The organism is Streptomyces barringtoniae (assembly GCF_020819595.1).
GTDB lineage: Bacteria > Actinomycetota > Actinomycetes > Streptomycetales > Streptomycetaceae > Streptomyces > Streptomyces barringtoniae.
The window spans coordinates 1-26,014 of record NZ_JAJHNP010000009.1; the positions used below are offsets into that span (position 1 = coordinate 1).

22 protein-coding genes are annotated in these 26,014 nt (G+C 71.9%); 9 read left to right on the forward strand and 13 right to left on the reverse strand.

Features of this window, described 5'->3' with window-relative positions; genetic code table 11:
* Positions 1-4: 4 nt before the first annotated feature.
* The 5 genes from LMU33_RS17485 to LMU33_RS17505 all read right to left on the reverse strand — a co-directional run bounded on the left by LMU33_RS17485 (position 5) and on the right by LMU33_RS17505 (position 4,832).
* Positions 5-703, reverse strand: a complete 699-nt coding sequence (locus LMU33_RS17485) for a response regulator (RefSeq protein WP_228621312.1) — start codon at positions 701-703, stop codon at positions 5-7.
* 17 nt (positions 704-720) lie between these two features.
* Positions 721-1,785: a sensor histidine kinase gene (locus tag LMU33_RS41690; protein WP_228621313.1), complete on the reverse strand. Its 1,065-nt coding sequence runs from the start codon at positions 1,783-1,785 to the stop codon at positions 721-723.
* Positions 1,786-1,917: 132 nt separating this feature from the next.
* Entirely contained in the window at positions 1,918-3,147 is a 1,230-nt protein-coding gene (locus tag LMU33_RS17495; protein ID WP_283844160.1) for an aminotransferase class V-fold PLP-dependent enzyme, read from the reverse strand.
* A complete protein-coding gene (locus tag LMU33_RS17500; RefSeq protein ID WP_228621315.1) occupies positions 3,144-3,566 on the reverse strand; it encodes a RidA family protein in 423 nt (140 codons plus the stop codon). The genes LMU33_RS17495 and LMU33_RS17500 overlap by 4 nt, the downstream gene beginning before the upstream one ends.
* Before the next feature lie 42 nt (positions 3,567-3,608).
* Positions 3,609-4,832, reverse strand: coding sequence for an MFS transporter (locus tag LMU33_RS17505; RefSeq protein WP_228621316.1), 1,224 nt, complete (start codon positions 4,830-4,832; stop codon positions 3,609-3,611).
* A gap of 193 nt (positions 4,833-5,025) precedes the next feature.
* On the opposite strand from LMU33_RS17505, the gene hemA reads away from it, so the two are divergent.
* From hemA to LMU33_RS17525, 4 genes are all read left to right on the forward strand, one after another.
* Positions 5,026-6,324, forward strand: coding sequence for a 5-aminolevulinate synthase (hemA, locus tag LMU33_RS17510; RefSeq protein ID WP_228621317.1), 1,299 nt, complete (start codon positions 5,026-5,028; stop codon positions 6,322-6,324).
* Positions 6,321-7,304 carry a hydroxyacid dehydrogenase gene (locus LMU33_RS17515; RefSeq protein ID WP_228621318.1) on the forward strand — a complete coding sequence of 328 codons (984 nt, stop codon included), beginning with the start codon at positions 6,321-6,323 and terminating at the stop codon, positions 7,302-7,304. The genes hemA and LMU33_RS17515 overlap by 4 nt, the downstream gene beginning before the upstream one ends.
* A gap of 94 nt (positions 7,305-7,398) precedes the next feature.
* Entirely contained in the window at positions 7,399-8,352 is a 954-nt protein-coding gene (locus tag LMU33_RS17520) for a UbiA family prenyltransferase (protein ID WP_228621319.1), read from the forward strand.
* 253 nt (positions 8,353-8,605) lie between these two features.
* Complete coding sequence (locus LMU33_RS17525; protein ID WP_228621320.1) at positions 8,606-11,260, forward strand: WD40/YVTN/BNR-like repeat-containing protein; 2,655 nt, start codon at positions 8,606-8,608, stop codon at positions 11,258-11,260.
* A 77-nt stretch (positions 11,261-11,337) separates the two neighbouring features.
* Here LMU33_RS17525 and LMU33_RS17530 read toward each other — a convergent pair whose 3' ends face one another.
* A complete protein-coding gene (locus LMU33_RS17530) occupies positions 11,338-12,174 on the reverse strand; it encodes an undecaprenyl-diphosphate phosphatase (RefSeq protein ID WP_228621321.1) in 837 nt (278 codons plus the stop codon).
* 150 nt (positions 12,175-12,324) lie between these two features.
* On the opposite strand from LMU33_RS17530, the gene LMU33_RS17535 reads away from it, so the two are divergent.
* From LMU33_RS17535 to LMU33_RS17550, 4 genes are all read left to right on the forward strand, one after another.
* Positions 12,325-12,714: a BlaI/MecI/CopY family transcriptional regulator gene (locus tag LMU33_RS17535; protein WP_228621322.1), complete on the forward strand. Its 390-nt coding sequence runs from the start codon at positions 12,325-12,327 to the stop codon at positions 12,712-12,714.
* Between the two features lie 68 nt (positions 12,715-12,782).
* Positions 12,783-13,724 (forward strand): M56 family metallopeptidase, encoded by a 942-nt coding sequence (locus tag LMU33_RS17540; protein WP_228621323.1) that lies wholly within the window; start codon positions 12,783-12,785, stop codon positions 13,722-13,724.
* Positions 13,725-13,914: 190 nt separating this feature from the next.
* Complete coding sequence (locus tag LMU33_RS17545; protein WP_228621324.1) at positions 13,915-14,451, forward strand: hypothetical protein; 537 nt, start codon at positions 13,915-13,917, stop codon at positions 14,449-14,451.
* 100 nt (positions 14,452-14,551) lie between these two features.
* Positions 14,552-15,478 (forward strand): DUF8832 domain-containing protein, encoded by a 927-nt coding sequence (locus LMU33_RS17550; RefSeq protein WP_228621325.1) that lies wholly within the window; start codon positions 14,552-14,554, stop codon positions 15,476-15,478.
* A gap of 203 nt (positions 15,479-15,681) precedes the next feature.
* Here the strand turns inward: LMU33_RS17550 and lysA are convergent, their stop codons facing one another.
* On the reverse strand, positions 15,682-17,007 hold the full coding sequence (lysA, locus tag LMU33_RS17555; protein WP_228621326.1) for a diaminopimelate decarboxylase: 1,326 nt from the start codon (positions 17,005-17,007) through the stop codon (positions 15,682-15,684).
* A gap of 15 nt (positions 17,008-17,022) precedes the next feature.
* Complete coding sequence (locus LMU33_RS17560; protein WP_228621327.1) at positions 17,023-17,349, reverse strand: SAV_915 family protein; 327 nt, start codon at positions 17,347-17,349, stop codon at positions 17,023-17,025.
* Between the two features lie 274 nt (positions 17,350-17,623).
* Here LMU33_RS17560 and LMU33_RS17565 point away from each other — a divergent pair, with 274 nt between their 5' ends.
* Positions 17,624-18,190: a universal stress protein gene (locus LMU33_RS17565; RefSeq protein ID WP_228621328.1), complete on the forward strand. Its 567-nt coding sequence runs from the start codon at positions 17,624-17,626 to the stop codon at positions 18,188-18,190.
* A 55-nt stretch (positions 18,191-18,245) separates the two neighbouring features.
* On the opposite strand, the gene LMU33_RS17570 is transcribed toward LMU33_RS17565, so the two are convergent.
* The 5 genes from LMU33_RS17570 to kdpA all read right to left on the reverse strand — a co-directional run bounded on the left by LMU33_RS17570 (position 18,246) and on the right by kdpA (position 26,013).
* Entirely contained in the window at positions 18,246-20,768 is a 2,523-nt protein-coding gene (locus LMU33_RS17570; protein ID WP_228621329.1) for a DUF4118 domain-containing protein, read from the reverse strand.
* Between the two features lies 1 nt (position 20,769).
* Complete coding sequence (locus tag LMU33_RS17575; protein ID WP_228621330.1) at positions 20,770-21,453, reverse strand: response regulator; 684 nt, start codon at positions 21,451-21,453, stop codon at positions 20,770-20,772.
* Positions 21,454-21,530: 77 nt separating this feature from the next.
* Positions 21,531-22,199, reverse strand: a complete 669-nt coding sequence (locus tag LMU33_RS17580) for a potassium-transporting ATPase subunit C (RefSeq protein ID WP_228621331.1) — start codon at positions 22,197-22,199, stop codon at positions 21,531-21,533.
* A gap of 2 nt (positions 22,200-22,201) precedes the next feature.
* Positions 22,202-24,352 (reverse strand): potassium-transporting ATPase subunit KdpB, encoded by a 2,151-nt coding sequence (kdpB, locus tag LMU33_RS17585; protein ID WP_228621332.1) that lies wholly within the window; start codon positions 24,350-24,352, stop codon positions 22,202-22,204.
* The gene (kdpA, locus tag LMU33_RS17590) at positions 24,349-26,013 is read right to left on the reverse strand and encodes a potassium-transporting ATPase subunit KdpA (protein WP_228621333.1); all 1,665 of its coding nucleotides are present in this window, start codon (positions 26,011-26,013) and stop codon (positions 24,349-24,351) included. Before kdpA ends, kdpB begins: the two co-directional genes overlap by 4 nt.
* Position 26,014 lies beyond the last annotated feature (1 nt).

Consider the following 26,014-nt stretch of genomic DNA (forward strand, 5'->3'; position numbering starts at 1 on the left):
CACGTCATCGAGAAGCTCTGACGGGGGTCAGCAAAGAGGCGGCGACCGCCTTGTTGTAGGCATCCAGGCGTGAGGTGGCGCCCAGCTTTCGGAAGATGTTGCGCAGATGGCGTTTGACGGTCGTCTCGGTGATGTCCAGCCGCGTCGCGATCTGCCGGTTGCTCAGTGCCGTGCCCACGTAGGTCAGGACCTGCAACTCCCGTACGGACAGCGGTCCTTCCTTGGGCGAGGTCGCCGTGCCGTCGTCCTCGGCGGCCGCCGGGAGGTCCGTCGCCCGGGAGACGCCGAGGATCGCCTCGCGGGAGGCGGATATGGTGACGCGGTCCGGGGAGGTGACGGCCTCCCTGATGGCGCCGACCAGCTCGTTCCTGCTCACTCCCTTGTGCAGGAACCCGCTGATCCGATGGGCCACGAGGGTGCGGATCAGCACCGGGTCGTCGTCGTGCATGGTGAGCACGATGACGCGGGTGCGGGGCGATGCCGCGATGATCCGCTCGACGGTGCGGGGCGGGTCGTTGTGCGGCATCTCGACGTCCAGCAGCACGACGTCGGGCTGCAGGGCCCGCGCCTTCTCCACGGCCGCGGCGCCGTCGCCGACCTCGGCGACCACCTCGAAGCTCTCGTCGAGGTGCAGGATGTCCGCCAGTGCGCCTCTCAGCAGCTGGTGGTCGTCGGCCAGGACGATGCGGATGCGCTCGGTCATCGGGGCCACTCCTCGGCTCATGCGCGCACGGAGGCGTCGCCGCTCCTGACGTACGGTATGCGAAGGATCACCCGTGTGCCGGTGTCGGGGGTGCTCGTCCAGCGGGCCCGCCCGCCCAGGCCGACGACGCGTTCGCGGACCGACGACAGGCCCGAGGAGACGTCGGAGCGGAGGACCGCGGCGACGTCGAAGCCCTTGCCGTCGTCCTCGACGTAGGCGGTGACCTCCCGCGGGGCGATGTCGACGACCACGTCGATCACGGACGCCTCGGCGTGGTTGAAGGAGTTCCGCAGGCATTCGCGCAGGACGACGTAGAGTTCCGCGCGGAACCGCTGGTCCAGCCACTGTTCGTCGCCGCTGACCTGGATCCTGGTCGTGGGCGTGTCGAACGCGGCGCTCTCCGTGAACTCCCTGAGGGATGCCTCGATTCCCGTACGGGGCATGGAGATGCGGAGGTCGCCGACGAGTTCGCGGGTGTATCTCAGCGCTTCCCGGAGGGCGTCGTAGGCGCTCTTGAGCCGTTTGCCCGGCGCGCCGTCGAGTTCCTGCGCCTCGTGCAGTTCGAGACAGCGCAGTGTGAGGGCGAGCGAGCTGCCGAGGTGGTCGTGGATGTCCCGGGCGAGTTGCAGCCGGTCGTCGGAGTTCGCCTTCTTGACCTCGGTCAGCAGGAAGGCGTCGTACGCCTGCATCGCCGAGTCGACGCGGAGGCCGACGCTGCTGTTGTAGACGCGCAGGACACGGGTCAGCAGCCGGTCGGCCGTCTCCCTGGGGAGGTGGAGCACGGCCTGCTGGGCGTGGGTGAGGAAGATCTCGAACAGCAGGGTGCAGGCGTGGAACGAGTGCGCGGGGTGCACTCCCCGCAGGGCCCTGGACCTGCCCAGCGCCGCAGAGGCCGTCAGCGAGCGGTCGTCGGGCTGCTCCCAGTCGCCGGTGAGGGCGGCCACGCAGTCGTCGACGATGGACTCCGCCTGCCGCACGCACGCGTCCCAGTGCGGGGGGTCGCACAGCAGGTTGCCGCTGTCGCGGAGGGCGTCCCGGTAGGCGCGCAGCATCGGCTCCCGGGCCGCGGAGAGTGCTTCCACGACAGAAGCGACATGTCCCTGATCGTCATTCATCTCCGTGCAGATTACACGCGGTACGTCGGCCGAGGAGTTCCCGCGGATGACCTCAGGGGAGGTCAGGGGCTGCACACGGGCGACGCCGATGACGCGGGGTCAGCCGTGCGCCAGCGCCTCATGTACGGCGCTGAGCACGGTGTGGACGTCCAAGGAGTCGTTGAAGTAGTGGAAGCCGACCCGGAGCCGGTCGGCCAGCGCGGTCGCCCGGATCCGGCGCGCGGCCAGCCGGCGGGCCAGCCGCTCGGCGTGGTCGGTCCTGACCACCGCGATGTGCGAGGGGCCGCCGTTCGCGACCCGCCGCAGGCCCAGCGTCCGGGCCTCGCTGAGGAACTCGTCGGCGAGGGACAGGCAGTGCCGCTCCACCTCGGCGGGGTCGAGCCGGCCCACCAGGCGCAGGGCCGCGTTCGCGCCGATCCAGGAGAACCAGGCGGGTGAGGTGTCGCAGCGTGCCGCGCCCGGCGCCGGGTCGAGACCGCCCCCGAAGTAGGCGTGCGGAGCGGGGGAGGACTTCCAGCTGGGCATGAGCGGGGCCAGTTCGTCCAAGCGGTCCGGGCGCACCGCCAGCCAGGCCGCGCCGCGCGGGCAGAGCAGCCACTTGTAGCCGTGGACGGCGAGGTAGTCGGGCCGGACCCGGTTCAGGTCGGGGTGCAGGACGCCCATGGACTGGGTGGCGTCCACGAACAGGCGGGCGCCGCAGCGGTCGGTGGCGGCACGCAGCGCGGGGAGGTCGGCTCGTACGCCGTCGCGGCTGAGCACCTCGCTGACGGCGAGCAGTACGGTGCGCTCGTCGACGGCGGCGACGAGGTCCTCCGTGCGGACGGCGCCGTCGCGGGCCGGGACGAGGACGACCTCGTGGCGGGCGGGGTCCAGTGCCGTCCACGGCAGGAGGTTGCTGCGGAACTCGCAGGCCGGTACGACGACGCGCCCGGCGGGCAGGGTGGCCGCGACCGTGGCGGCGGCCTCGGCCACGGACGCCATGGTGGCGACCGTGGCCGCCGGGATGCCGAGACGGTCCGCGAACAGGGTGCGGGCGGTCCCGGCCGCCGCGTCCCAGTCGAGCCACTCGAACCGCCCCTCACGCCACTCGGTCAGCACGTCGTCCAGGGCCCGGTGGACCGGCTCGGCGGCGGGTGGGGCACCGGGGGTGTCGAGCCAGACGGTGTGCCGCAGGGCGGGGAAGAGGGCGCGGAATGCCTGGGCGTCGAGCGGGGTGGTGGGGGTGCCCGCAGAGGCCCAGGAAGAGTCCCCGCCGCCGGAAGCCGGGGCACACTCCCCGCCGCCGGAACCCGAGGCGGAGGCCAGGACACTCAGGGCGTCGGGGCTCATTCCGGGACCGCCGCGATGCCCTCGATCTCCACCGCCAGCTCGGGGAGGGCCAGTCCCTCGACCACGGCCAGGGAGTGCGCCGGGTACACGCCGTCGGGGTACCAGCGGTCGTACACCTCGTCGCGTGCCGTGAGGAAACCGGGCAGGCAGCTGCGCCCGGAGACGAACGTCGTCAGCTTCACCAGTTCGCGCGGGCCGACCCCGAGCGTGCCGAGCAGGGCCTCGATGTTGGCGAAGATCTGCCGGGTCTGCGTGGTGACGTCGGGCCCCGCGAGCGAGCCGTCCGGCAGGGTGCCCACCTGCCCCGCGATCTGCACCAGGCGGTGGCCTGGCGGGGTGGCGGCGAGGTGGCTGTACTTGCCGACCGGGGCGCCGATGACGGTGGGGGTGGCGAAGGGTTCCTTGAGGTCCAGGTCCATCGGGTCTCTCCAGGTTGGGTCCAGGGTGGGGGCTTGCCGGGATCAGTCGGCGGTGGCGGGTGCCCTGCGCGTGACGAAGACGATGACCGCCGCGACGGCCAGCACCCCGGACAGCACGTACATCAGCGCCCCGAATCCGTGCCCGACCAGGGCCCTGGCGACCTGCGGCCCCAGGCTGGCGCCGACGAAGAAGCAGAAGGTGGACAGCGAGAGCGCGGTGCTGCGCGCGGCCCCGGAGCGCTCGGCCACGGTGGCGACCATGGCCGGCGTGGCGACGGTGATCGCGGCGACGAACACCAGCAGCAGGGCCGCGAGCCCGCCGGTGCCCGGCGCCAGGACACCGGTCGTGACGGTGACGGCGGCCGCGAGCACCATGCCGAGGACCACCCGCAGGGCGTGCGGGACCCGGCTGAGCCAGGGGGTGAGGACCGGGATGAGGATCATGGCCGGAAGCGAGCTGGCGCGCAGGGCGAGCAGGGCCTGACCGTCCTTCACCGTACCGCTGAGCTGGATGCCCGTGTACATGGCGACGAACGAGCCGAACACCGCGGGTGTGGCCAGGTAGAGCAGCCGAAGCCCCGGGGTGGCCAGGGTCCTCGGGATGGCGCGGTAGGCGGCCAGCGGGGAGGTCGCCTTCGGCGGCAGGTCGGCCACCATGACGGCGCGCAGCGCCACGGCCATGACCGCGAACGCGGCGGCACCCGCGACGAAGACCGCGCGCCAGCCGAACGCCGAGGCCAGGGCCTGCGAGGCGACCTGGGCGATCACGGCGGAGGCGAGGAAGGACGTGGTGACGGCCGTCGTGGTGACCATCCGGTGCCGGGGGTGGATGCGTTCGGCGATGTACGACAGCGCGGTGGGAGGAAAGGCCGCGACGGTCACGCCCTGCAGGACCCGCAGGGCGATGCCCACGCCGAGCCCGGGCGCGCAGGCGACCAGCAGGGTGGTGACGGTGGTGGCGGCGATGCCGGTGACCACGATGCGGCGGTGGCCGAAGCGGTCGGCGAGCGGTCCGAAGAGGACGAAGCCGCCCGCGTAGCCGAAGCCGAAGGCGCTCGCCATCCAGGTCAGGGACGAGGTGCCGACGTGCCAGGCGGCGGCCATCGCGTCCATGACCGGGATCACGGCGTACATCTGACCGGTCGCCAGCACGGCGGTGATGACGAACACCAGGAGGCTGGGCCCCAGGGGCGCGTAGGCGGGCTCGGCCGCCGACGCCTCCAAAGAGCCGTTCCGCTCCTCGATGCGTGTGTTTCCGGATGACATGAAGAAAAAACGTAGGCGTGCGCCCCCCGGTGAGTGAAATACACGATGCCGACGACCCATACGGAAGTCGCATAAATGCAACTCGCGCATAGCTGTCGCACTCTCGACATTTCCGTGACCTGCGGTGACGTCGCTAGCTTCGCCACGCCGGAGAGAGACACCGCCAGAATCACCGACCAGAAAGGGTGCACCGTTGTACGACTACCGAGGATTTTTCGCCGCGGAAATAGAGAAGCTCAGGACACTGGGCAATTACCGCACGTTCCTCGACATCGAGCGCAGGGCCGGGGAGTTCCCGCACGCCCTGAGCCACGGCACGGGCCCCGACGACCCCGGCCGCCGCATCAGCGTGTGGTGCAGCAACGACTACCTGGGCATGGGGCAGCATCCGCTCGTCCTGGAGGCGATGCGGAAGGCGATCGACGAGTCCGGCGCCGGCAGCGGCGGCTCCCGCAACATCTCCGGCAACAACCACTACCACGTGCTCCTGGAGCAGGAGCTGGCCGACCTGCACGGCACCGAGGCCGCCCTGATCTTCCCCTCCGGGTACGCCGCGAACGACGCCGCGCTGACGGTGCTCGCCGGCCGCCTGCCCGGCTGCCTGGTCTTCTCCGACGAGCTCAACCACGCCTCGATGATCGCGGGCATCAGGCACAGCGGGGCCGAGAAGCGCATCTTCCGGCACAACGACGCCAACCACCTGGCGGAACTGCTCGCCGCCGCCGACCCGGCGGTGCCGAAGATCGTCGCGCTGGAGAGCATCTACTCCATGGAGAGCGACCGGGCGCCGCTGGAGCGCATCTCCGACATCGCCCGCGCCCACGGCGCCTTCCTCTACCTCGACGAGGTGCACGCCGTCGGCATGTACGGCCCGCGCGGCGCCGGCCTCGCCGCCGAGCTGGGTCTCGCGGACCGCTTCGACCTCGTGCAGGGCACCCTGGCCAAGGCGTTCGGCATCGCCGGCGGATACGTGGCCGGGCCCGCACCCGTGATCGACGCCGTCCGCAGCTTCGCCTCGGCGTTCATCTTCACCACCTCGCTGCCGCCCGCCGTGGCGGCCGGCGCGCTCGCCGCCGTACGCCATCTCAAGCGGTCCGACCGCGAGCGCACGGACCTGCGCGGCAAAGCCGCGCTGCTGCACCGCCTGCTGGCCGGGCGGGGCATCCCGGTGGTGTCGGACGCGGCACACATCGTGCCGGTCCTGGTGGGCGACGCCGACAAGTGCCGAAGCGTGGCGGCCGCGCTCCTCGACCGCTACGGCATCTATGTGCAGCCCATCAACTCGCCGAGCGTCCCGGTCGGCACCGAGCGCCTGCGGGTGACCCCCACCCCCCACCACACCGAGTCGCAGATCCACATCTTCGCCGACGCGCTGGACGCCATCTGGCACGAGCTGGATCTCCCCCGCGACCTGCCGGCCCACGAGGCAGCCGACGCAGTACCGGCGGACGCAGAACCGGCGGACGCCGAAATGGCGGGCGTCGCCCGGTGAACCGCCCCGTCGTCCTCGTCAGCGACCCGCTGCCTCCCGAGACACTGGCCGGCCTCGACGCCCACGACATCCGCCACTGCGACGGCACCGATCCGGCGGCGCTGCGCGCGGCACTGACGGAGGCGCACGCGTTGCTCGTCCGCAGCGGCACGAAGGTCGACGCGGAGGCCATCGCCGCCGCCCCGCACCTGCGGGTCGTCGCCCGCGCCGGAGTGGGCCTGGACAACGTGGACATCGACGCGGCCACGGCCGCGGGCGTCCTCGTCGCCAACGCCCCGCGCTCCAACGTGCTCAGCGTCGCCGAACTCACCGTGGGCCTGATCATCGCCTCCCTGCGCGGGGTCCAGGCCGCCGGAGCCTCGCTGCGCGCGGGCCGCTGGGAACGCCAGGCGTTCAAGGGGAGCGAGCTCGCGGGCCGCACCGTGGGCATCGTGGGCCTGGGCAACGTCGGCAGGCTCGTCGCCCGGCGGCTGGCCGCCTTCGACGTCACCCTGCTCGCCTACGACCCGTACGTCCCGGCCGCCGACGCGGCCACGCACGGCTGCCGGCTCCTGGAGCTGGACGATCTGATGGCCCGGAGCGACGTGGTGACGGTCCATCTGCCCCGCACCCCGCAGACCACCGGCCTCATCGGCCGGCGCGAACTGGCGCTCGCCCGGCCCAACCTGCACCTCGTCAACACCTCGCGCGGCGGCATCGTCGACGAGTCGGCCCTGTTCTCGGCGCTGCGGGAGGGTTCGGTCGGCGGAGCCGCGCTGGACGTCTTCGAGGTCGAACCCCCCATCGGGTCGCCCCTGTTGGACCTCGACGCGGTCGTGGCCACCCCGCACCTGGGCGCGAGCACGCGCGAGGCGCAGGACCGGGCCGGCCGGGAGGCCGTGCGGGCCGTGTACGACGCGCTGGCGGGCAGGCCGGTTCCCCACGCGGTCAACGCGGCCGCCGTCGAGTCCGCACGGGCGCGCCTCAGCGCGGTGGACTGACCGCGGACGAGCGGCACGGCCGGCGACAGCGGGTCCGGACGGCCGCGGCATCTCGGGCCGTCCGGACCTCTCCCTCGAATGCAATGATTTGATCATGAATGTCACCGAACAGCGGTCCACCGGCGTCACGGAGAGCCGCCCGTCGCAGGACCGTGCCCGAAGACGCCCGCCGTCGGCGGCGCGCACCCTGGTGCTGTGCCTCGCCGAGGCCAGACCGTCCGTACAGGCCGTGTTCCTGCTGCGGTTCGCGGTGGCGTTCCTGATGGGTACGGGGACGGCGGCCCCGGATCTCCCCGCCCTGGCCGCCGGCGCGACCGCCTGGACCCTGGCCACGCTGTACGTGTACGTGATCAACGGCGTGCACGACGCTCCCGAGGACCGGCTGAACGCAACGGGCCGCCCCATCGGCAGGGGCGAACTGCCGCCCCTCCGCGCGCGGACCGTCGCCCACGCCTGCGCCGTCCTCGCGGTGCTGGTCTCCGTGACGAGCGGGGTACCGGCACTGACACCGCTGGTGATCGTCCATCTGCTGTGCGGCCACGCCTACTCCGCCCCGGCCGTGGCGCTCAAACGGCGCACGTCCACGACCGTCGCCGCCGTCCTGCTGCTCGGCGGACTGACCTTCGCCGCCGGCTGGACGACCGCGGGCGGCCGCGCGGACACCCTCCCCGTGATCGTCTTCGGCGGCGCGCTGACCCTGTGGATGGGGGCGGTCGGAGCACTGGTCAAGGACCTGTCCGACGTGCGCGGAGACGCCGCGGCCGGGCGGCGCACGGCACTGATCCGCTGGGGCGAGCGGCGGGCGAGAGTCGTCTGCGCGCTCAACCCCGTGGCGCTCGCGCTCGCCTACCTGACGACCGCCGCCGTCGTCGTGCCGTCCCTGCTCGCCTCCGCCGCGGTCCTGCTGGCCGGGGCTGTGGTGACGGCATGCCTGGTGCGCACCACCTCCTCGGACGCCCCCCGCCGCCGCAGCCGGCTGCCCTACCGCGCGTTCATGCTGACCCAGTACGCCACCTGCCTGGTCCAGCTCACCACCGAGCTGAGCTGAGCCCGGGCCCTTGTCAGTAACGGAGAACCGGTCCGCTGCGCTGCAAGTGGTGAGTGCGTGCTGTTACTCCGAGGCGTGAAGCGGCGAACGAGGCGGTTTTTGACAATCGTTACGTTTGTCAGCCTATAAATTCGCTGTAAGCCTCTGGGGTTGAGGCAGGGCACGGGAGTACGGTTCCGGCGCTCGGCAGTAGGAGATCAAGTGCGGCCGTAGGGGCGGCTGCCACTTACGCCGAAGAAGCCGGAGACAGTCCATGCGTGTGTATTCCGCACGGCGCAGACCGCGCCGCGGGGCGGAGGGCGGTGGGCGGGCGGCGTTCGCCGTCGTCGCCGCCGCACTTCTGATAGCGGGGACGGGACCCGTCGCCGCGTACGGAGTGGACAGCGACTCGGGATCGGGCCGCCATGACGTGGCGGGCGAGGAGTCCCACGAACTGATGGAGTCCGTCGACTCGTTCAACGAGCCGAGGCTCTCGCCCGGCGGGCAGCTCGCGCCGGGCGCGTACGCGGGCGCGTGGGCACACATCAAGAACATGCCGGTCGCGTCCGGCAGCTGGAGCGAGGTCACCACCTCGCCGTACAACGAGGACGCGCTGCACTACCGCGACCAGTCGGCCTCCAACTCCGGCGGCGGCGCGGGTCATTCGGCCGGCCGTATCGCCGCCCTGGCCACCGATCCGACGCATCAGGGGGTCGTGTACGCGGGCGCCGCGGGCGGCGGTGTGTTCCGGTCCGCCGACGACGGGAAGACCTGGACGCCGATCGCCGACCGGCTGCCGGCCCTGTCCGTGGGCGCCCTCGCGGTCGCGCCCGACGGCGCGCTGTGGCTGGCCACCGGCGAGGCGACCACCGCCTCCGACAACTACCTGGGCAGCGGCGTCTACCGGCTCGCGGACCCGGTCACCGGCTCGTTCGGCGAGAGCGACAAGGTGGGCGGCACCGAACTGGACTCCAGCTCGGTCCACACCCTGACCTTCGACCAGGCCGCCGGTTACGTCTTCGCGGCCTCCTCGCACGGCGTCTTCCGGCGCCCGCTGTCGGCCGGGCAGGACGCCGCCTGGTCGAAGGTCCTCGCCCCCTGCGCGGGCATCGGCATCAGTGGCGTGGGCTGCGGGGTGGACAGCCACTACGCGGACATCGCCAACGACATCGCCGTACAGCCCGGCAGCGACGGCAGGAAGCTGCTGGCGAACGTGGCCTGGCGCAGCGGCGCCGACTACAACGGCTTCTACTACTCCGACGACGCCGGCACCACCTGGAAGCGGTCCAACCCGACCGGCGCGATCAACCCCGCCGAGATCGGCAACGCCGCCTTCGCCTACGCGGCCGACGGCAGCAGGCTGTACGTCTCGATGGAGTCCCCCAAGCTCCTCAACAAGACGTCCGGTTCCGGGGTGTACTCGGTCCTCGCGGGCGTGTACGTCAGCCGGAGCGGCAACGCCAGCGGCTCGTTCCAGCAGATCGCGACCTCCTCGTCGCTGTCGGCGAGCGGCTCCGCGATGAAGATCAACGCGATCGGCTCCGGCTACCAGCCCGGCTCCCAGGCCTGGTACGACCAGGTCGTCGCGGTGGACCCGAATGACCCGAACCACGTCTACCTGGGCCTCGAGGAGATGTTCGAGTCCCGGGACGGCGGCGCCACCTGGAAGGCGATCGGCCGGTACTGGGACTTCGGCATGAAGTGCTTCTCGTACGACCCGGCCGCGAACTCCTGCGACGGCGACGTGATGCACTCCGACCAGCACGCCCTCGCCTTCTCGCAGTGGAAGGGCGGCACGCCGGAGGTGTTCGTCGGCAACGACGGCGGCGCCTACGCCCGCCCGACCGCGCAGACGACCGCCGGCTGGCGCAACCTCAACGAGTCCGGCACCCTGCGCGACCTGCAGTACTACTCGGTGCGCGCGGGCAGGACGACCGACGGCAGCGGCGACGCCGTCTGGGGCGGCCTGCAGGACAACGGCGTCTCGCTGCTCGCTCCCAAGGGCGCCACGTACCAGGGGCAGCAGCTCAACCCGGACGGCGAGATGGTCTCCCCGTTCGGCGGTGACGGCGGCGACCAGCTGGTCAACCCGGACAACGGCTGCCAGACCGTCGGCGAGTACGTCGACCTCGCGCTGCAGATCACGAACAACTGCGGCTACACCGCGAGCGACGACGGCTCCGAGGACGTCATCACCGACATCGCACCCGGCGACCCGGGCGCCCGCTTCATCGCCCCGTTCAGCGCGGACGAGACCGACCCGAACGGCCTGTGGGTCGCGGGCGGCCAGTACGTCTGGGGCAACACCAGGACCTGGCACAGCACCTCCGGCGCCGACTGGACGAAGCTGTACGACCTGGGCGCCGGCCACTCCGCCTCGGCGGTCGCCAGCCGCAACCACGTGACGTGGGCGGCCTGGTGCGGCCCCTGCTCCAAGGTCGACGGCACCTTCGGGCGGGGCATCGCCACCAACTACGGCGGCACCTGGCACCAGGTGAGCCTGCCCGCCGCCTTCCCCAACCGCTACGTCTCCGGTCTGGCCATCGACCCGTCCGACGCCTCCGGCAAGACGGTCTACGCGGTGATCAACGGCTTCTCGCGGCACTGGAACGAGGGCCCCGGCGCCGGCTACGGCCACGTCTGGAAGACCACCGACGGCGGCGCGACCTGGACGGACGCCAGCAGTGACCCCGCGGCCTCGGACTCCTTCCCGGACGCCCCGGCCAACTCGGCGCTGATCACCCGGAACGGCACCCTCGTGGTCGCCACCGACCTGGGCGTGTTCACCAGCACCTCGGCGGGCCACTGGGCGCGCCTGGGCACGAACCTGCCCACCGCGCCGGCGGTCTACCTCTCGCCGAGCCCGGACGGCAGCCAGGTGTACGTGGCCACGCACGGCCGTGGCATCTGGAAGACCCGGACGCCGTAACGCGATACCGGCAACGCCGGTGGATTACCGAGGCCCCCGGACCGCTCAGGGTCCGGGGGCCTCGGCCGTCCGCAGGGTCAGGCGTTCAGCACCCCGGTGGCCAGCAGGCCCAGCAGGCCCACGCCGATGACGACGCGGTAGACCACGAAGGCGTTGAAGGAGTGCTTGGCGACGAACTTCAGCAGCCAGGCGATGGAGCCGTACGCCACCACGAAGGAGACGGCGGTGCCCACGGCGAGCGGGACGGCGCCGACTCCCGCGCCCACGGCGTCCTTGAGCTCGTAGATGCCGGCGCCGGTCAGGGCCGGGATGCCGAGGAAGAAGGACAGGCGGGTGGCGGCGACGCGGTCCAGGTCCAGGATGAGCGCGGTGGACATGGTGGCGCCGGAGCGGGAGAAGCCGGGGAAGAGCAGGGCGAGGATCTGCGAGCAGCCCACCCACATCGCGTCCTTGAACGACGTGTCGTCCTCACCGCGCTTGTGCCGGCCCATCTGGTCGGCCGCCCACATCACACCCGAGCCGACGATCAGCGAGCCGGCCACCACCCACAGCGAGCCCAGCGGGCCCTCGACCAGCTTCTTGGCGGCCAGGCCGACCACGACGATCGGGATGGTGGCGTAGATGACCCACCAGGCGAACTTGTAGTCGTGGTGGTAGCGCTCCTCACGGTGGGTCAGACCACGTCCCCAGGCGGAGACGATCCGCTTGATGTCCTTGAAGAAGTACACGAGCACGGCGGCGATGGCACCGACCTGGATGACGGCCGTGAAACCGACGACCGAGGTGTCCTCGACCGGGACGCCCATCAGCCCCTCGGCGATCTTCAGATGGCCGGTCGAGGAGACGGGCAGGAACTCGGTCACCCCCTCGACGATGCCCAGAACAACGGCCTGACCGAGGCTGATGGCGCTCATCGGGTCCCTTTCGTCCTCGCCGTCCTCGCTGTCGGCCGTCCCGCCTGTCCCCCGGGCGGGGGCGCATGGCACACTCGGGCGACGGCAGCATTTACACGGCCGTAGAAGTTCTACGCGACTGTAGAAGATGAGTGGGAGAACGACAAACCCATGGGCGCCCACACACAGGGACGCGGCCCCAGGCGGGCCAACGGAGTGCGCGAGGCCGAGCTCCTCGGCCTGCTGCAGCGGGCCGAGGACCCGCTGACCCCCGGGGAGGTCGCCGAGCGGCTCGGGGACGAGCTCACCTACAGCAGCGTGGTGACGATCCTCACCCGCATGCACGCCAAGGGCCTGCTCAGCCGCACGCCACGCGGGAGGGCGTACGCCTACGCACCCGTCACCGACGACGCCGGCTTCGCCGCCCGCCGGATGCGCACCGTCCTGGAGGAGCGGCCCGACCGCGAGGCCGTCCTCGCCCGCTTCGCCGACGAACTGTCCGACAACGACGCCGAGTTGCTGCGCCAGCTGCTCGGCCCCGACCAGCACCCCGGCCAGTAGGTCCGGCAGGAACCCGCAGGACCACAGGAGCCCGTAGGTCCGGCAGGCACAGGAAGGGGCCGCCCGGAATGCACGTCGCCGTCTATCTGCCGCTGCTGCTCTCGCTCATCGCCCCGCTCGGCGCCCGCCCGCTGGCCGAACGCTGCGAACCCCGCCTGGCCACCTGGCTGCTCACCGCCTCGGCCCTGGTCCTGGGCGTGGCGAGCACGATCTCGCTGGGCCTGCTGGCCGTGGCCGGCCTGATCCGCGTACCGCAGCTCGCCGCGCTGGGCCACTGGTCGGCCGGCACCGCACAGCACGAGGACCCCGCCGCGCTGTCCGTCTCGCTGATCGCCGGCCTGCTGCTCGGCGGCGCCGTGCTCATGGCGGCGCGGATGCTGTGGCGACGGGCCCGCTCACTGGCCGCCGCCGCGTGGGAAGCCGCCTGCATGCCCGCCCGGGACGGCCTGGTCGTCGTCCCCGACGACGCCCCCGACGCCTTCGCCATCCCGGGACTGCCCGGCCGGGTCGTCGTCTCCACCGGCATGCTGCACAGCCTGGACGCGTCCGAACACGACATCCTGCTCGCCCACGAGCGCGCGCATCTGACCGCCCACCACTACGCCTTCGTCGCCCTCGCCCAGCTCGGCGCCGCCGCCAACCCGTTCCTGCGCCCCCTCGCCACCGCCGTCACCTACACCGTCGAGCGCTGGGCCGACGAGAACGCGGCCGCCTCGACCGGTGACCGCAGGCGGGTCGCCCGCACGGTCGGCAAGGCAGCCCTCGCCGCGCACCGCACCCCCGCCCTGACCCGTCTCGCCGGTGCGACCCTGGGCATCCTCGGCCGCCGCAGCCCCCTCGCCAAGGCCGGCCCGGTCCCGCGCCGCGTCGCCGCCCTCCTGGCCCCGCCGCTGGGCCGCCACCCGGCCCTCACCGCGGCGACGGCGGCCGTCCTGACCGCGGCGACCCTCGCCACCGCGGAGGCCGCCCACGACTTTCATCTGCTGCTGAGGACGGCCGGCGTCTCCTGACGGCCGGCCGAGCGCCTCGGCACCGCCGGAGGCAGCGCCGTGCGCCGTATACGACGCAAGAGAACCCGCACCTCATTTTGGTATACCCCCTACCGGTATATCGATCGCCCACGGCACCCCTCCTCCCCTCCCTCGCCCGTTCGGCCCGCTTCCCGCGTTCCCGCTCGTGCGCTCCCGTAGGGTGGGAGCCGTGATCCTCGCGCAGCCCGCCGTCGGAACGGCCCGGGCCCGCATCCGTCAGTCGGTGCGGGCCTGTGTTCTGGTCGCCGTCCTGCTCGGGCTGTTCCTCATGCACGGCGGCCCGGCCGCGGCCGCGGGCGGCTGCCACGGGGCCATGCCGGACACGGACACCGCCGTCCCGCACGCGGCACCCGCGCGGGCGGCCGCGCACATGGACGCGATGCGACCGGCACCCGCGATGACGGCCGGACACCCGGACCCGGTCCGGCCGGCGACCGCGCCGACAGCCGTGCACCCCGCCGCCCATCCCGCGGCCGCAGCCGCCGAGGCCGCCCCGCGCACGGACGAGGCCATGCGGGGCGCGCTGTGTCTGGCCACGACGCCCCGGTCCGCGATGCCGTCGCCTCCGATCGCGGCGAGCGCCCTCGTGTTCCCGGCCGCCGTCCTGCTGCCGTGGGCCCGGCATGGTTCCCACGGCATCCGTCGCCGGGGTCCACCGGCCGGCGGGCGTCAACTCCTGCTCCAGGTGTGCATCGCGCGGACGTGAGGCGCCCTGAGGGATCCGGCGGCCCATCGCCGCGGTCCCGTACGGCTCCTTCACGTTCACCCGCGCCGGCTCACGGCGCCCACCTGGAAAGACACAACTCATGTCCCAGCGTTTCCGCACGCCCCGTCGCGCCCTCGCGGCCGCCGCCGCCACCGCGGCACTCACCCTGACCCTCGCCGCCTGCGGCTCCGGCTCCGACTCCGGCAAGGGCCACGACTCCGGCATGGCCGGCATGGACCACAGCGCCTCGCCCTCCCCCTCGGGGTCGTCCGACGGCATGGCGGCGATGCCCGGCATGGGCACCGCGTCCACCGGCAACGGTCTGGCCGCCGCCAAGGACGGCTACAAGATGACCTCCACGGCCACCACCCTGCCCGCCGGCAGGGCGGCCGACTACCGCTTCGCCATCACCGGCCCGGACGGCAGGCAGGTCACCGGCTTCGCCGTCGACCAGACCAAGCGGATGCACTTCTACGCCATCCGTTCCGACCTCAGCGGCTTCCAGCACCTGCACCCCACCATGGCCGCGGACGGCACCTGGACCGCGCCGCTGGCGGCGCTGCAGCCGGGCACCTGGCGGCTGTACGCCTCCTTCACCCCGGACGGCGGCGCCGGCAAGGGCAAGGGTTTCGTGCTCAGCCGCACCGTGAAGGTGCCCGGCATGGCCATGCCGTCGTCCCTGCCGAAGGCGTCCGGCACCGCCACCGTCGACGGCTACACCCTCACGGTGAAGGGCGCGCCGATGGCGGGCATGGCCCACCAGCTGACCGCCACGGTCACCAAGGACGGCAAGCCGGTCACCGACCTCCAGCCGTACCTCGACACCTACGCCCACCTGACCGCCTTCCACCAGGGCGACCAGGCCTTCGCCCACCTCCACCCGGAGACGAAGGTCGACGGCGACCACGGCGGGCCGTCCCTGACCTTCCACGCCGAGTTCGCCCGGTCCGGGAACTGGCGGCTGTTCCTCCAGTTCCAGACCGCCGGAAAGCTCCACACCGCGGCGCTCACCCTGCGCGTCGGCTGAACCGGTGGTGCGCCCCGGCCGCGGTCGCGGCCGGGGCGCACCACCCCACGATCAGTGTCCGCAGGGAAGCCGATGGCGGCCTGCTGCGGCCACAGCAGGCCGAAGGAGCGGCGGTGGGCAGGCCCGGGGTGAGCAGGGACCAGCCGACGATGTACTTGCCCGGGGAGACCGGCAGGTCCGCTCCGGTGTGCCGCGGCGGTCGGCTACAGGCCCACGTCCCGGCCCCGGATGTCCTCCAGGGACTCGCGGCGGACCAGGAGGCGGGCGAGGCCGTCGCGTACGGCGACCACGGGCGGGCGGCCGACCAGGTTGTAGCCGGAGGCCATGGACAGGTGATAGGCACCGGCCACCGGGACGGCGAGCAGGTCACCGGGACGGGTGTCGGCGGGCAGTTCGACGTCGGCGGCCAGGACGTCCCCCGCCTCGCAGTGCCGGCCCACCACGGTGACCCGGGCGCGCTCCGCCGAACCGGGGCGGCCGATCAGGCGCGGTGCGTACCGGACGCCGTACAGGGCCGGTCGCGGGTTGTCGCTCATGCCGCCGTCGACCGCCACGAAGACGTGGCCGCCCGTGTGTTTCACGGACAGTACGCGGTACAGCGCGATCCCGGCGGGGCCCGCGATCGCCCGGCCGGGCTCGATGATCAGGCGCGGGAGGGGGAGTCCGGCCGTGGCGCAGGAGTCGGCGAGTTCGGCGCGGACCTTGCGGGCCAGTGCGGTGAGGTCGAGAGCCGCCTCGCCGGGGCGGTAGGCGATGCCGTGGCCGCCGCCGAGGTCGAGTTCGGGCAGGACCAGGCCGTGCTGCTCGTACAGGCGGGCCATCAGCCCGACCATGCGGCGTACGGCGACGAGGTACGGCTTGACGCTGGTGATCTGCGAGCCCAGGTGGCAGTGCAGGCCGGTGAGTTCGAGCTGTGGCTGGTCGAGTATGCGGGCGATGGCGTACTGGGCGTGGCCGTCGGCGATGGACAGGCCGAACTTCTGGTCGTCGGTGCCGGTGCGGATCTTCTCGTGGCCGCCCGCGCTGATCCCGGGCACGACACGGACCATGACCCTCTGGTGGCCGTCCGGCCCGACGGCGGCGGCGAGCCGCGCGATCTCGGCGGGGCTGTCGATGACGACCCGGCCCACGCCGAGGCGCAGGGCGGCGTCCAGGTCGTGCGGGGACTTGGCGTTGCCGTGCAGCACGATGCGCTCGGGCGGAAAGCCGGTGGTGACGGCGAGTTCGAGTTCACCGGCGGAGCAGACGTCCAGGCCGAGGCCCTCCTCGGCCGTCCAGTGGGCCATGGCCCGGCACAGGAACGCCTTCGCCGCGTACAGGACTTCGGCGTCCGGGAAGGCGTCCCGGTAGGTACGGCAGCGGTCGCGGACCTCGGCCTCGTCCAGGACGTAGACGGGGGTGCCGAAGCGGCCGGCGACCTCGGCGAGCGGTACGCCGCCCACGGTGAGGTCGCCGCGGACCGGTTCGGCGGCGGAGGCGGGCCACACCAACAGGTCGGCGGCGGTGGCGGGTTCGTGGACCGTGGTCATCGTCGTCCTCCCCTCTCAGGCTGCGAAAACGGGTGCCGGGGCGGACACCGGCCCGGGAGCGGGCGCGGTGAACTGGGGGTCCACCGTGAGGTGGGTGACGCCCAGCGGGACGGTCAGGGCGCGCAGGGCCGGCTCGGCGAGGCGGATCCAGGCCTGGTCGGCGCCGAGGACGGCGGCCAGCCGCCGGGCGGAGGTGAAACCGACGGCCGTACGGTCGCCGAGCGGTGTGCGGAAGAGCCGGGCCGCACACCCGGCGGGACCCGGCCGGACCGGGACGTACAGGGGTCCGGCCGGGAACGGATCGGAGGGCTCGGGGTCTTCGCCGTAGCGGAGTTCTGCCATGGGGTGCCTCCCGGAAGGCAGTGAGCGAGGTTCTGGAAGCCCCGGACGCGGGGAGGCGGACCGGGGCGCGGTGTCGACGGTATGCCCGGTGCCGGGGGTACCGGGACGAGCCCTGACGTGACGCTGACGGCGATCCGGCGGGCCTTGACGGCATGCTGACGCCGCAGGTGAACGAGCAGCGAAGGGCCGTCAGAAGGGTGTCAGGAACAGGCGTACGCCCTGTTCGAGGGCTCCGGCGAGAGGTGTGATGGAGGGGATTTCCAAGGAGGAGCCCATGTCCGAGTACCGCCCGCCTTCGGCCGCCCGGGTCGTGGTGGGAGTCAGCGGCTCACTGGGCGGAGCGACCGCCCTGGGCCGGGCCGCGTACGAGGCCGGGAGCCGGGGAGCCGAGCTCTGGCCGGTGCTGGCGTGGGAGCCGCCGGAGGGGGACGCCCTCGCCCGCAGGTTCCCGTCCTCGGCCCCCATGGCCGAGGAATGGGAACGGCTGGCGTGCGAGCGGCTCGTCAGAGCCCTGCGCGAGGTGTTCGGCAGCACGGACACCGGGCTGCCCGGGCAGGCGCTCGTCGTGCGGGGCGCCCCCGGACCGGCGCTGGTGCGGACCGCCGACCGGCACGACGACCTGCTCGTCGTCGGCGCCGGACAGCGGGGCCGGCTGCGCCGGGCACTGTGGCCGTCGGTCGGCCGCCACTGCCTGGCCCACGCCATGTGTCCCGTGCTCGCGGTCCCGCCGTCACCGCTGCAGGCGGAACTGGCGGCGGTACACCGGCGCAACGCCTGGGGGCTGCGGCTGAACACGGGGCATCTGGAGCGGGAGTTGCACATGGTGCCGCCGGAGTCCTGAGGACGTCGGGGGGCTGCGCAGCCGGCCGAACACGGCAAGCCCCCCGAACCTGAGGTCAGGTCATGGCCACAGGCAGGCGATCCGGCGCCGTCGGCACGGCGAGCACCATCGTGAGCCCGCCACCCGGCGTGTCCTCGGCGGCCAGTGCTCCGCCGACCGCCTCCGCGAAGCCCCGGGCGACGGCGAGGCCGAGCCCGACGCCGACCCCGCGCGGAGCGTCCCCGTACCGCTGGAAGGGTTCGAAGATGCGGTCCTTGGCCTCGTCCGGAACACCCGGCCCGCGGTCCACGACCCGCACCTCGACCCGGTCGGCGAGGGCGCTCGCGGAGACCAGGACCCGCTGCCCCGGCGGGCTGTACTTGACGGCGTTCTCCACGACGTTGGCGACCGCCCGCTCCAGCAGGCCCCGGTCGACGTACACCATCGGCAGCGACTCGGGGATGTCCAGTTCCACGCTGTCCTCGGGCACCCCGCCGAGCGCCATGGGCACGACCTCGTCGAGGTCGGTCTCGCGGATGATGGGCACCACCGTGCCGGTCTGCAGGCGGGACATGTCGAGCAGGTTGCCGACCAGGTGGTCGAGCCTGTCCGCGCCCTCCTCGATGGCCTGCAGCAGCTCCGCCCGGTCCTGCGCGGACCACTCGACGTCGTCCGACCTGAGCGAGGTCACCGCGGCCTTGATGCCGGCCAGCGGGGTGCGCAGGTCGTGGCTCACGGCGGCCAGCAGGGCGGTGCGGATGCGGTTGCCCTCGGCCAGTTCCTTCGCCCGGCCGGCCTCGCTCTGCAGCCGCTGCCGGTCCAGCACGACGGCGGCCTGCGCGGCGAACGCGGCCAGCACCCGGCGGTCGGCGGCGGGCAGCACCCGGCCGCGCAGGGACAGCGCCATGTGGTCGCCGACGGGCACGTCGACGTCCGCGTCCTCCGGGATCTCCGCCGGCCTCGGCCCCACGCTGCCGGCGCAGGTCCAGGGAGCGGTCTCGCCGGTGCGCTCCAGCAGGGCCACCGACTCCATGCCGAAGGTCTCGCGGACGCGTTCCAGCAGCGCCTCCAGAGTGGTCTCGCCGCGCAGGACGTTGCCCGCGAGGAAGGAGAGGATCTCCGACTCGGCGCGCAGCCGGGCGGCCTGGTGGGTGCGCCGGGCGGCGAGGTCCACCACCGAGGCCACGGACACGGCGACCCCGACGAAGATCGCGATGGCGACGATGTTCTTCGGGTCGGCGATCGTCAGGGTGTGGACGGGCGGGGTGAAGTACCAGTTGAGCAACAGGGAGCCGACCACCGCGGAGGCCAGCGCCGGGAAGAGCCCGCCGAGCAGGGCCGCCGCCACCGTCAGGGTGAGGAACAGCAGCATGTCGTTGGCGAGGCCGACGTCCGGGGTGGTGCTGGTGAGGAGCCAGGTGAGCAGGGCGGGGCCCAGCACGCCCACGGCCCAGCCCCAGATCACCCGGGAGCGGCCGAGGCGGGCGCCGCGCGCCACCGGCAGTCCGCGGCCCTTGCCCGCCTCGTCGTGCGTGATGAGGTGGACGTCGAGGTCGGGACCGGACTCGCGGGCGACCGTGGCACCGACGCCCGGCCCGAAGACGTACTGCCAGCTGCGGCGGCGGGAGACGCCCAGGACGATCTGGGTGGCGTTCACGCCCCGCGCGAAGTCGAGCAGGGCGGCCGGTATGTCGTCGCCGACGACGTGGTGGAAGGTGCCGCCCAGGTCCTCCACGAGGGTGCGCTGGTCGGCGAGTTCCTTCGGGGAGGCCGAGGTCAGTCCGTCGCTGCGGGAGATGTAGACGGCCAGCACCTCGCCGCCGGCGCCCTTCTCCGCCAGGCGCGCGGCACGCCGTATCAGGGTCCGGCCCTCCGGTCCGCCGGTCAGGCCGACCACGATCCGCTCCCGCGAGCCCCAGATGGCCGACACCCGGTGCTCGCGCCGGTACTCGTTCAGGTACTCGTCGACCCGGTCCGCCACCCACAGCAGCGCCAGCTCGCGCAGGGCGGTCAGGTTGCCGGGGCGGAAGTAGTTGGACAGGGCCGCGTCGACCTTGTCCGGCTGGTAGATGTTGCCGTGCGCCATGCGGCGGCGCAGGGCCTGCGGGGACATGTCGACCAGCTCGATCTGGTCCGCGCGGCGTACGACCTCGTCCGGGACGGTCTCCTGCTGCCGCACCCCGGTGATCGACTCGACCACGTCGCCGAGCGACTCCAGGTGCTGGATGTTGACGGTCGAGATCACGTCGATCCCGGCGGCGAGCAGTTCCTCGACGTCCTGCCAGCGCTTGGCGTTGCGCGAGCCGGGGATGTTGGTGTGGGGCAGTTCGTCGACGAGCGCCACCTGGGGGCGGCGCACGAGGACGGCGTCCACGTCCATCTCGGTGAAGACGCTGCCCCGGTAGGTGAGTTCCCGGCGCGGCACCTGTTCCAGGCCGTGCAGCATCACCTCGGTGCGCGGCCGGTGATGGTGTTCCACGAACGCGACCACGCAGTCGGTGCCCCGCTCGATACGGCGGTGTGCCTCGGACAGCATCGCGTAGGTCTTGCCGACGCCGGGTGCCGCGCCGAGGTAGATCCGGAGCCTGCCACGTGCCATGTCATCCCTCGAAGCGGTAGCCCATGCCGGGCTCGGTGATCAGATAGCGGGGCTGGGAGGGGTCCGACTCCAGCTTGCGGCGCAGCTGGGCCATGTAGACCCGCAGATAGTTGGTCTTGTTGCTCTGCGAGACGCCCCAGACCTCCTGGAGCAGCTGTTTCTGGGTGATCAGCCGGCCCGGGTTGGTGACCAGGATCTCCAGCAGGTGCCACTCGGTCGGGGTCAGCCGGACCTCCCGCCCGTTCCGTACGGCCTTCTTGGCGAGCAGGTCCAGGGTGAAGTGCTCGGTCTCGACGAGTGTGGTCTCGGGGACCAGCGGGGTGTCCTCGGTGCGGCGGACGGCGGCCCGCAGCCGGGCGAGCAGCTCGTCCATGCTGAACGGCTTGGTGATGTAGTCGTCGGCGCCGGCGTCGAGCGCGGCCACCTTCTCGTCGGAGGCCTGCCGGGCGGACAGCACCAGGACCGGAACGCGGCTCCAGCCCCGCAGGCCCTTGATGATGTCGACGCCGTCCATGTCGGGCAGGCCGAGGTCCAGCAGCACCACGTCGGGCTGACGCGAGGCGGCGAGCCGGAGGGCCGTGGCGCCGTCGGGGGCGGCGTCCACGCCGTAGTGACGTGCCTGCAAGTTGATGACGAGGGCCCGTACCAGCTGCGGGTCGTCCTCCACCACGAGCACCCTGGTCATGGGTGTGTGTCTCCTGTCATGCCCGCGGGAGCCGGCGCCCTCGGGCGCCGGCTCCCGTCGCGAATCGCGTAAGGCGGTCACTTCTTCGCCACGAGGTCCTTGAGCGCGATGTTGAGCTCCAGGACGTTCACCCGCGGCTCGCCGATGAAGCCGAGGGTGCGGCCGGTGGTGTGGTCCTTGACCAGCTTCTCGACCCGGTCGACCGGCAGGCCGTTCTTCGCGGCGACGCGGTGGACCTGGAGTTCGGCGTACTCCGGGGAGATGGCCGGGTCCAGTCCGGAACCGGAGGAGGTGACGGCGTCGGCGGGGACGTCGGCCGGCTTCACGGTGTAGCCGGGGACCGAGTTGTCCTTGATCACGGCCGCCTTGGCGTCCCCGACCTGCTTGATCAGCACCTTGCTGTCGGCGGACAGGTTGGTGGCACCCGACAGGATCAGCTTGTACCGCGTGTTGACGCTGTTCGCGCCGAGGCCGTTGGCCGGGCGGCCCTGGAACCACTTCAGGTCGGGGTCCGGGGTCTCCTGGCCCTTCTTCAGCGGCAGGTTGTACGACTGCCCGATCAGCGACGAGCCGACCACCTTGCCGTCCGCCTTGATCTCGGAGCCGTTCGCCTTGTTGCCGAACAGCCCCTGGGCGATGCCGGTGACGACCAGCGGGTAGATGACGCCCGTCACCAGGGTCAGCACGAGGAGAGCCCTGAGGCCCGCCCCGAGCAACCGGACGGTGTTGGTCACGGAGTTGTTCATGGCTATCGGCCGATTCCGGGAATGAGGGAGATGAGCATGTCGATGATCTTGATGCCGATGAAGGGCGCGACCAGGCCGCCGATGCCGTAGATCCCGAGGTTGCGCCGCAGCATCTTGTCGGCGCTCATCGGCCGGTAGCGCACGCCCTTCAGGGACAGCGGAACCAGGGCGATGATGATCAGCGCATTGAAGACGACGGCCGACAGGATCGCGGAGTCGGGCGAGGACAGGTGCATGATGTTCAGCTTGTCCAGGCCCGGGTAGACCGCCGCGAACAGCGCCGGGATGATCGCGAAGTACTTCGCGACGTCGTTGGCGATGGAGAACGTCGTCAGCGCACCCCGGGTGATCAGCAGCTGCTTGCCGATCTCCACGATCTCGATCAGCTTGGTCGGGTTGGAGTCGAGGTCGACCATGTTGCCGGCCTCCTTGGCGGCCGACGTACCGGTGTTCATCGCCACGCCGACGTCCGCCTGGGCCAGCGCCGGGGCGTCGTTGGTGCCGTCACCGGTCATCGCGACCAGCTTGCCGCCGGCCTGCTCCCGCTTGATGAGGGCCATCTTGTCCTCGGGAGTGGCCTCGGCGAGGAGGTCGTCGACGCCCGCCTCCTCGGCGATCGCCTTCGCGGTCAGCGGGTTGTCACCCGTGATCATGACGGTCTTGATGCCCATGCGGCGCAGTTCCTCGAACCGCTCCCGCATGCCCTCCTTGACGACGTCCTTCAGGTGGATGACACCCAGGACGCGGGCGCCCTCGTCGTCGTGGACGGCGACCAGCAGCGGGGTGCCGCCTGCCTCGGAGATGCGGTTGGCCATGCCGTCCGCGTCCTCGGCGACCGTGCCGCCCTGCTCCTCGACCCAGGCGATGACCGATGCGGTGGCGCCCTTGCGGATCTTCCGGCCGTCGACGTCCACACCCGACATGCGGGTCTGGGCGGTGAACTCGATCCACTCGGCGCCGGCCAGCTCGCCCTGGTGCCGCTCGCGCAGCCCGTACTTCTCCTTGGCGAGGACGACGATCGAGCGGCCCTCGGGCGTCTCGTCGGCCAGCGAGGACAGCTGGGCCGCGTCGGCGACCTCCGCCTCGGTGGTGCCCTTGACCGGCACGAACTCGGCGGCCTGGCGGTTGCCGAGGGTGATGGTGCCGGTCTTGTCCAGCAGCAGGGTGGAGACGTCACCGGCGGCCTCGACCGCACGCCCGGACATGGCCAGCACATTGCGCTGCACCAGCCGGTCCATGCCCGCGATGCCGATCGCGGACAGCAGGGCGCCGATCGTGGTCGGGATCAGGCAGACCAGCAGGGCCACCAGCACCACCATCGTCAGGTGCTCGTGGCTGCCGACGTTCTTGAAGGCGAAGTCGGCGAACGGCGGCAGGGTCGCGACCGCCAGCAGGAAGACGATGGTCAGCGAGGCGAGCAGGATGTTCAGCGCGATCTCGTTGGGCGTCTTCTGCCGGGCGGCGCCCTCGACCAGGTTGATCATCCGGTCGATGAAGGTCTCACCGGGCTTCGTCGTGATCTTGATGACGATCCGGTCGGACAGCACCTTCGTACCGCCCGTGACGGCGCTGCGGTCGCCGCCGGACTCACGGATCACCGGAGCGGACTCACCGGTGATCGCCGACTCGTCCACCGAGGCGACACCCTCGACGACGTCACCGTCACCGGGGATGACGTCCCCGGCCTCGCAGACCACCAGGTCGCCGATGGTCAGCGCGGTGCCGGGGACCTGCTCCTCGGAGCCGTCCGCGAGGAGCCGCCGGGCGACGGTGTCGGTCTTGGCCTTGCGCAGGGTGTCGGCCTGCGCCTTGCCGCGGCCCTCGGCCACGGCCTCCGCCAGGTTGGCGAAGATCACCGTCAGCCACAGCCAGGCGCTGATGGTCCAGCCGAACCAGTCACCCGGGTGCTGGAAGGAGAAGACCGTGGTCAGCACGGAGCCGATCCACACCACGAACATCACGGGGGACTTGACCATCACCCGCGGGTCGAGCTTGCGGCAGGCTTCCGGCAGGGACTTCAGCAGCTGCCTGGGCTCGAAGAGGCCCGCTCCGACACGGCCCTCGTCGGGCTTGTGCCCGGTCGGCGCGTCCTGGTGGGGCGCAAGGGTGGGAGTGGACATGGAGTCCTCTTGCTTCTTGATGTCGGTCGTCATGACGCCAGCCCCTCGGCCAGCGGGCCCAGCGCCAGCGCCGGGAAGTACGTCAGACCGGTGATGATCAGGATCGCGCCCACGAGCAGGCCGGTGAACAGCGGCTTCTCGGTGCGCAGGGTGCCGGCGGTCACCGGTACCGGCTTCTGCTCGGCAAGCGAGCCGGCCAGCGCCAGCACGAACACCATCGGCAGGAAGCGGCCCAGCAGCATCGCGAGCCCGGTCATGGTGTTGTACCAGTCGGTGTTCGCGTTCAGACCGGCGAAGGCCGAACCGTTGTTGTTCGACGCGGAGGTGAACGCGTACAGCACCTCGGAGAACCCGTGCGCACCGGAGTTGAGCATCGAGTGCGGCGGGGTCGACAGGGCCATCGAGGCGGCCGTGAACACCAGCACCAGGGCGGGGGTGATGAGGATGTAGCAGGCGGCGAGCTTCATCTCGCGGCCGCCGATCTTCTTGCCCAGGTACTCGGGCGTACGGCCGACCATCAGGCCGGCGATGAACACCGCGATGACCGCCATGATCAGGATGCCGTAGAGCCCCGAGCCGGTGCCGCCGGGCGTGATCTCGCCCAGCATCATGCTCAGCATGGTGATGCCGCCGCCGAGTCCGGTGAAGGAGGAGTGGAAGGAGTCCACCGCACCCGTCGAGGTGAGCGTGGTCGCCACCGCGAAGATCGACGAGCCGCCGACACCGAAGCGGACCTCCTTGCCCTCCATCGCCCCGCCGGCCGCCTGGAGCGCCGGGCCGTGGTGGGCGAACTCGGTCCACATCATCAGCGCGGTGAAGCCCAGCCAGATGGTGAACATCGTGGCGAGGATCGCGTAGCCCTGCTTCACGCTGCCGACCATCACGCCGAAGGTGCGGGTCAGGGAGAAGGGGATGACGAGGATCAGGAAGATCTCGAAGAGGTTGGTGAAGGGCGTCGGGTTCTCGAAGGGGTGGGCGGAGTTGGCGTTGAAGTAGCCGCCGCCGTTGGTGCCCAGCTCCTTGATGGCCTCCTGCGAGGCGACCGCGCCGCCGTTCCACTGCTGCGAGCCGCCCATGAACTGACCGACCTCGTGGATGCCGGAGAAGTTCTGGATGGCACCGCAGGCGACCAGGATCACCGCGGCGATCGCCGCGCCCGGCACCAGGATGCGCAGCGTGCCGCGCACCAGGTCGGCCCAGAAGTTGCCCAGTTCACCGGTGCGCGAGCGGGCGAAACCACGCACGAGCGCCACCGCGACGGCGATGCCGACGGCCGCCGAGACGAAGTTCTGCACGGCCAGACCGGCGGTCTGCACGACGTGACCCATGGTCTGCTCGCCGTAGTACGACTGCCAGTTGGTGTTCGTCACGAAGGACACAGCCGTGTTGAACGACTGCGCCGGGTTGACCGCGGAGAAGTGCAGCGAGCCGGGCAGCACGCCCTGCAGCCGCTGCAGCAGGTAGAGGAACAGGACGCTGACCGCCGAGAAGGCCAGCACACCGCGCAGATACGCGGGCCAGGTCATCTCGGTGTCGGGGTCGGCACCGATGGCCTTGTAGATCCACTTCTCGACGCGCAGGTGCCCCCGCGAGGAGTAGACCTTGGCCATGTAGTTGCCGAGCGGGATGTAGGCGAGTGCCAGCGCGCCTATCAGGGCGATCAGCTGGAGCACGCCTGCAAGTACGGGACCCATG

What these genes read in the sequence shown, in the direction of transcription:
- LMU33_RS17485 (WP_228621312.1), bottom strand. Translation starts at nt 703, where the DNA reads ATGACCGAGCGCATCCGCATCGTCCTGGCCGACGACCACCAGCTGCTG.
- LMU33_RS17495 (WP_283844160.1), bottom strand. Translation starts at nt 3,147, where the DNA reads ATGAGCCCCGACGCCCTGAGTGTCCTGGCCTCCGCCTCGGGTTCCGGC.
- LMU33_RS17500 (WP_228621315.1), bottom strand. Translation starts at nt 3,566, where the DNA reads ATGGACCTGGACCTCAAGGAACCCTTCGCCACCCCCACCGTCATCGGC.
- LMU33_RS17505 (WP_228621316.1), bottom strand. Translation starts at nt 4,832, where the DNA reads ATGTCATCCGGAAACACACGCATCGAGGAGCGGAACGGCTCTTTGGAG.
- LMU33_RS17520 (WP_228621319.1), top strand. Translation starts at nt 7,399, where the DNA reads ATGAATGTCACCGAACAGCGGTCCACCGGCGTCACGGAGAGCCGCCCG.
- LMU33_RS17525 (WP_228621320.1), top strand. Translation starts at nt 8,606, where the DNA reads ATGCGTGTGTATTCCGCACGGCGCAGACCGCGCCGCGGGGCGGAGGGC.
- LMU33_RS17530 (WP_228621321.1), bottom strand. Translation starts at nt 12,174, where the DNA reads ATGAGCGCCATCAGCCTCGGTCAGGCCGTTGTTCTGGGCATCGTCGAG.
- LMU33_RS17535 (WP_228621322.1), top strand. Translation starts at nt 12,325, where the DNA reads ATGGGCGCCCACACACAGGGACGCGGCCCCAGGCGGGCCAACGGAGTG.
- LMU33_RS17540 (WP_228621323.1), top strand. Translation starts at nt 12,783, where the DNA reads ATGCACGTCGCCGTCTATCTGCCGCTGCTGCTCTCGCTCATCGCCCCG.
- LMU33_RS17550 (WP_228621325.1), top strand. Translation starts at nt 14,552, where the DNA reads ATGTCCCAGCGTTTCCGCACGCCCCGTCGCGCCCTCGCGGCCGCCGCC.
- lysA (WP_228621326.1), bottom strand. Translation starts at nt 17,007, where the DNA reads ATGACCACGGTCCACGAACCCGCCACCGCCGCCGACCTGTTGGTGTGG.
- LMU33_RS17560 (WP_228621327.1), bottom strand. Translation starts at nt 17,349, where the DNA reads ATGGCAGAACTCCGCTACGGCGAAGACCCCGAGCCCTCCGATCCGTTC.
- LMU33_RS17565 (WP_228621328.1), top strand. Translation starts at nt 17,624, where the DNA reads ATGTCCGAGTACCGCCCGCCTTCGGCCGCCCGGGTCGTGGTGGGAGTC.
- LMU33_RS17570 (WP_228621329.1), bottom strand. Translation starts at nt 20,768, where the DNA reads ATGGCACGTGGCAGGCTCCGGATCTACCTCGGCGCGGCACCCGGCGTC.
- LMU33_RS17575 (WP_228621330.1), bottom strand. Translation starts at nt 21,453, where the DNA reads ATGACCAGGGTGCTCGTGGTGGAGGACGACCCGCAGCTGGTACGGGCC.
- LMU33_RS17580 (WP_228621331.1), bottom strand. Translation starts at nt 22,199, where the DNA reads ATGAACAACTCCGTGACCAACACCGTCCGGTTGCTCGGGGCGGGCCTC.
- kdpB (WP_228621332.1), bottom strand. Translation starts at nt 24,352, where the DNA reads ATGACGACCGACATCAAGAAGCAAGAGGACTCCATGTCCACTCCCACC.
- kdpA (WP_228621333.1), bottom strand. Translation starts at nt 26,013, where the DNA reads ATGGGTCCCGTACTTGCAGGCGTGCTCCAGCTGATCGCCCTGATAGGC.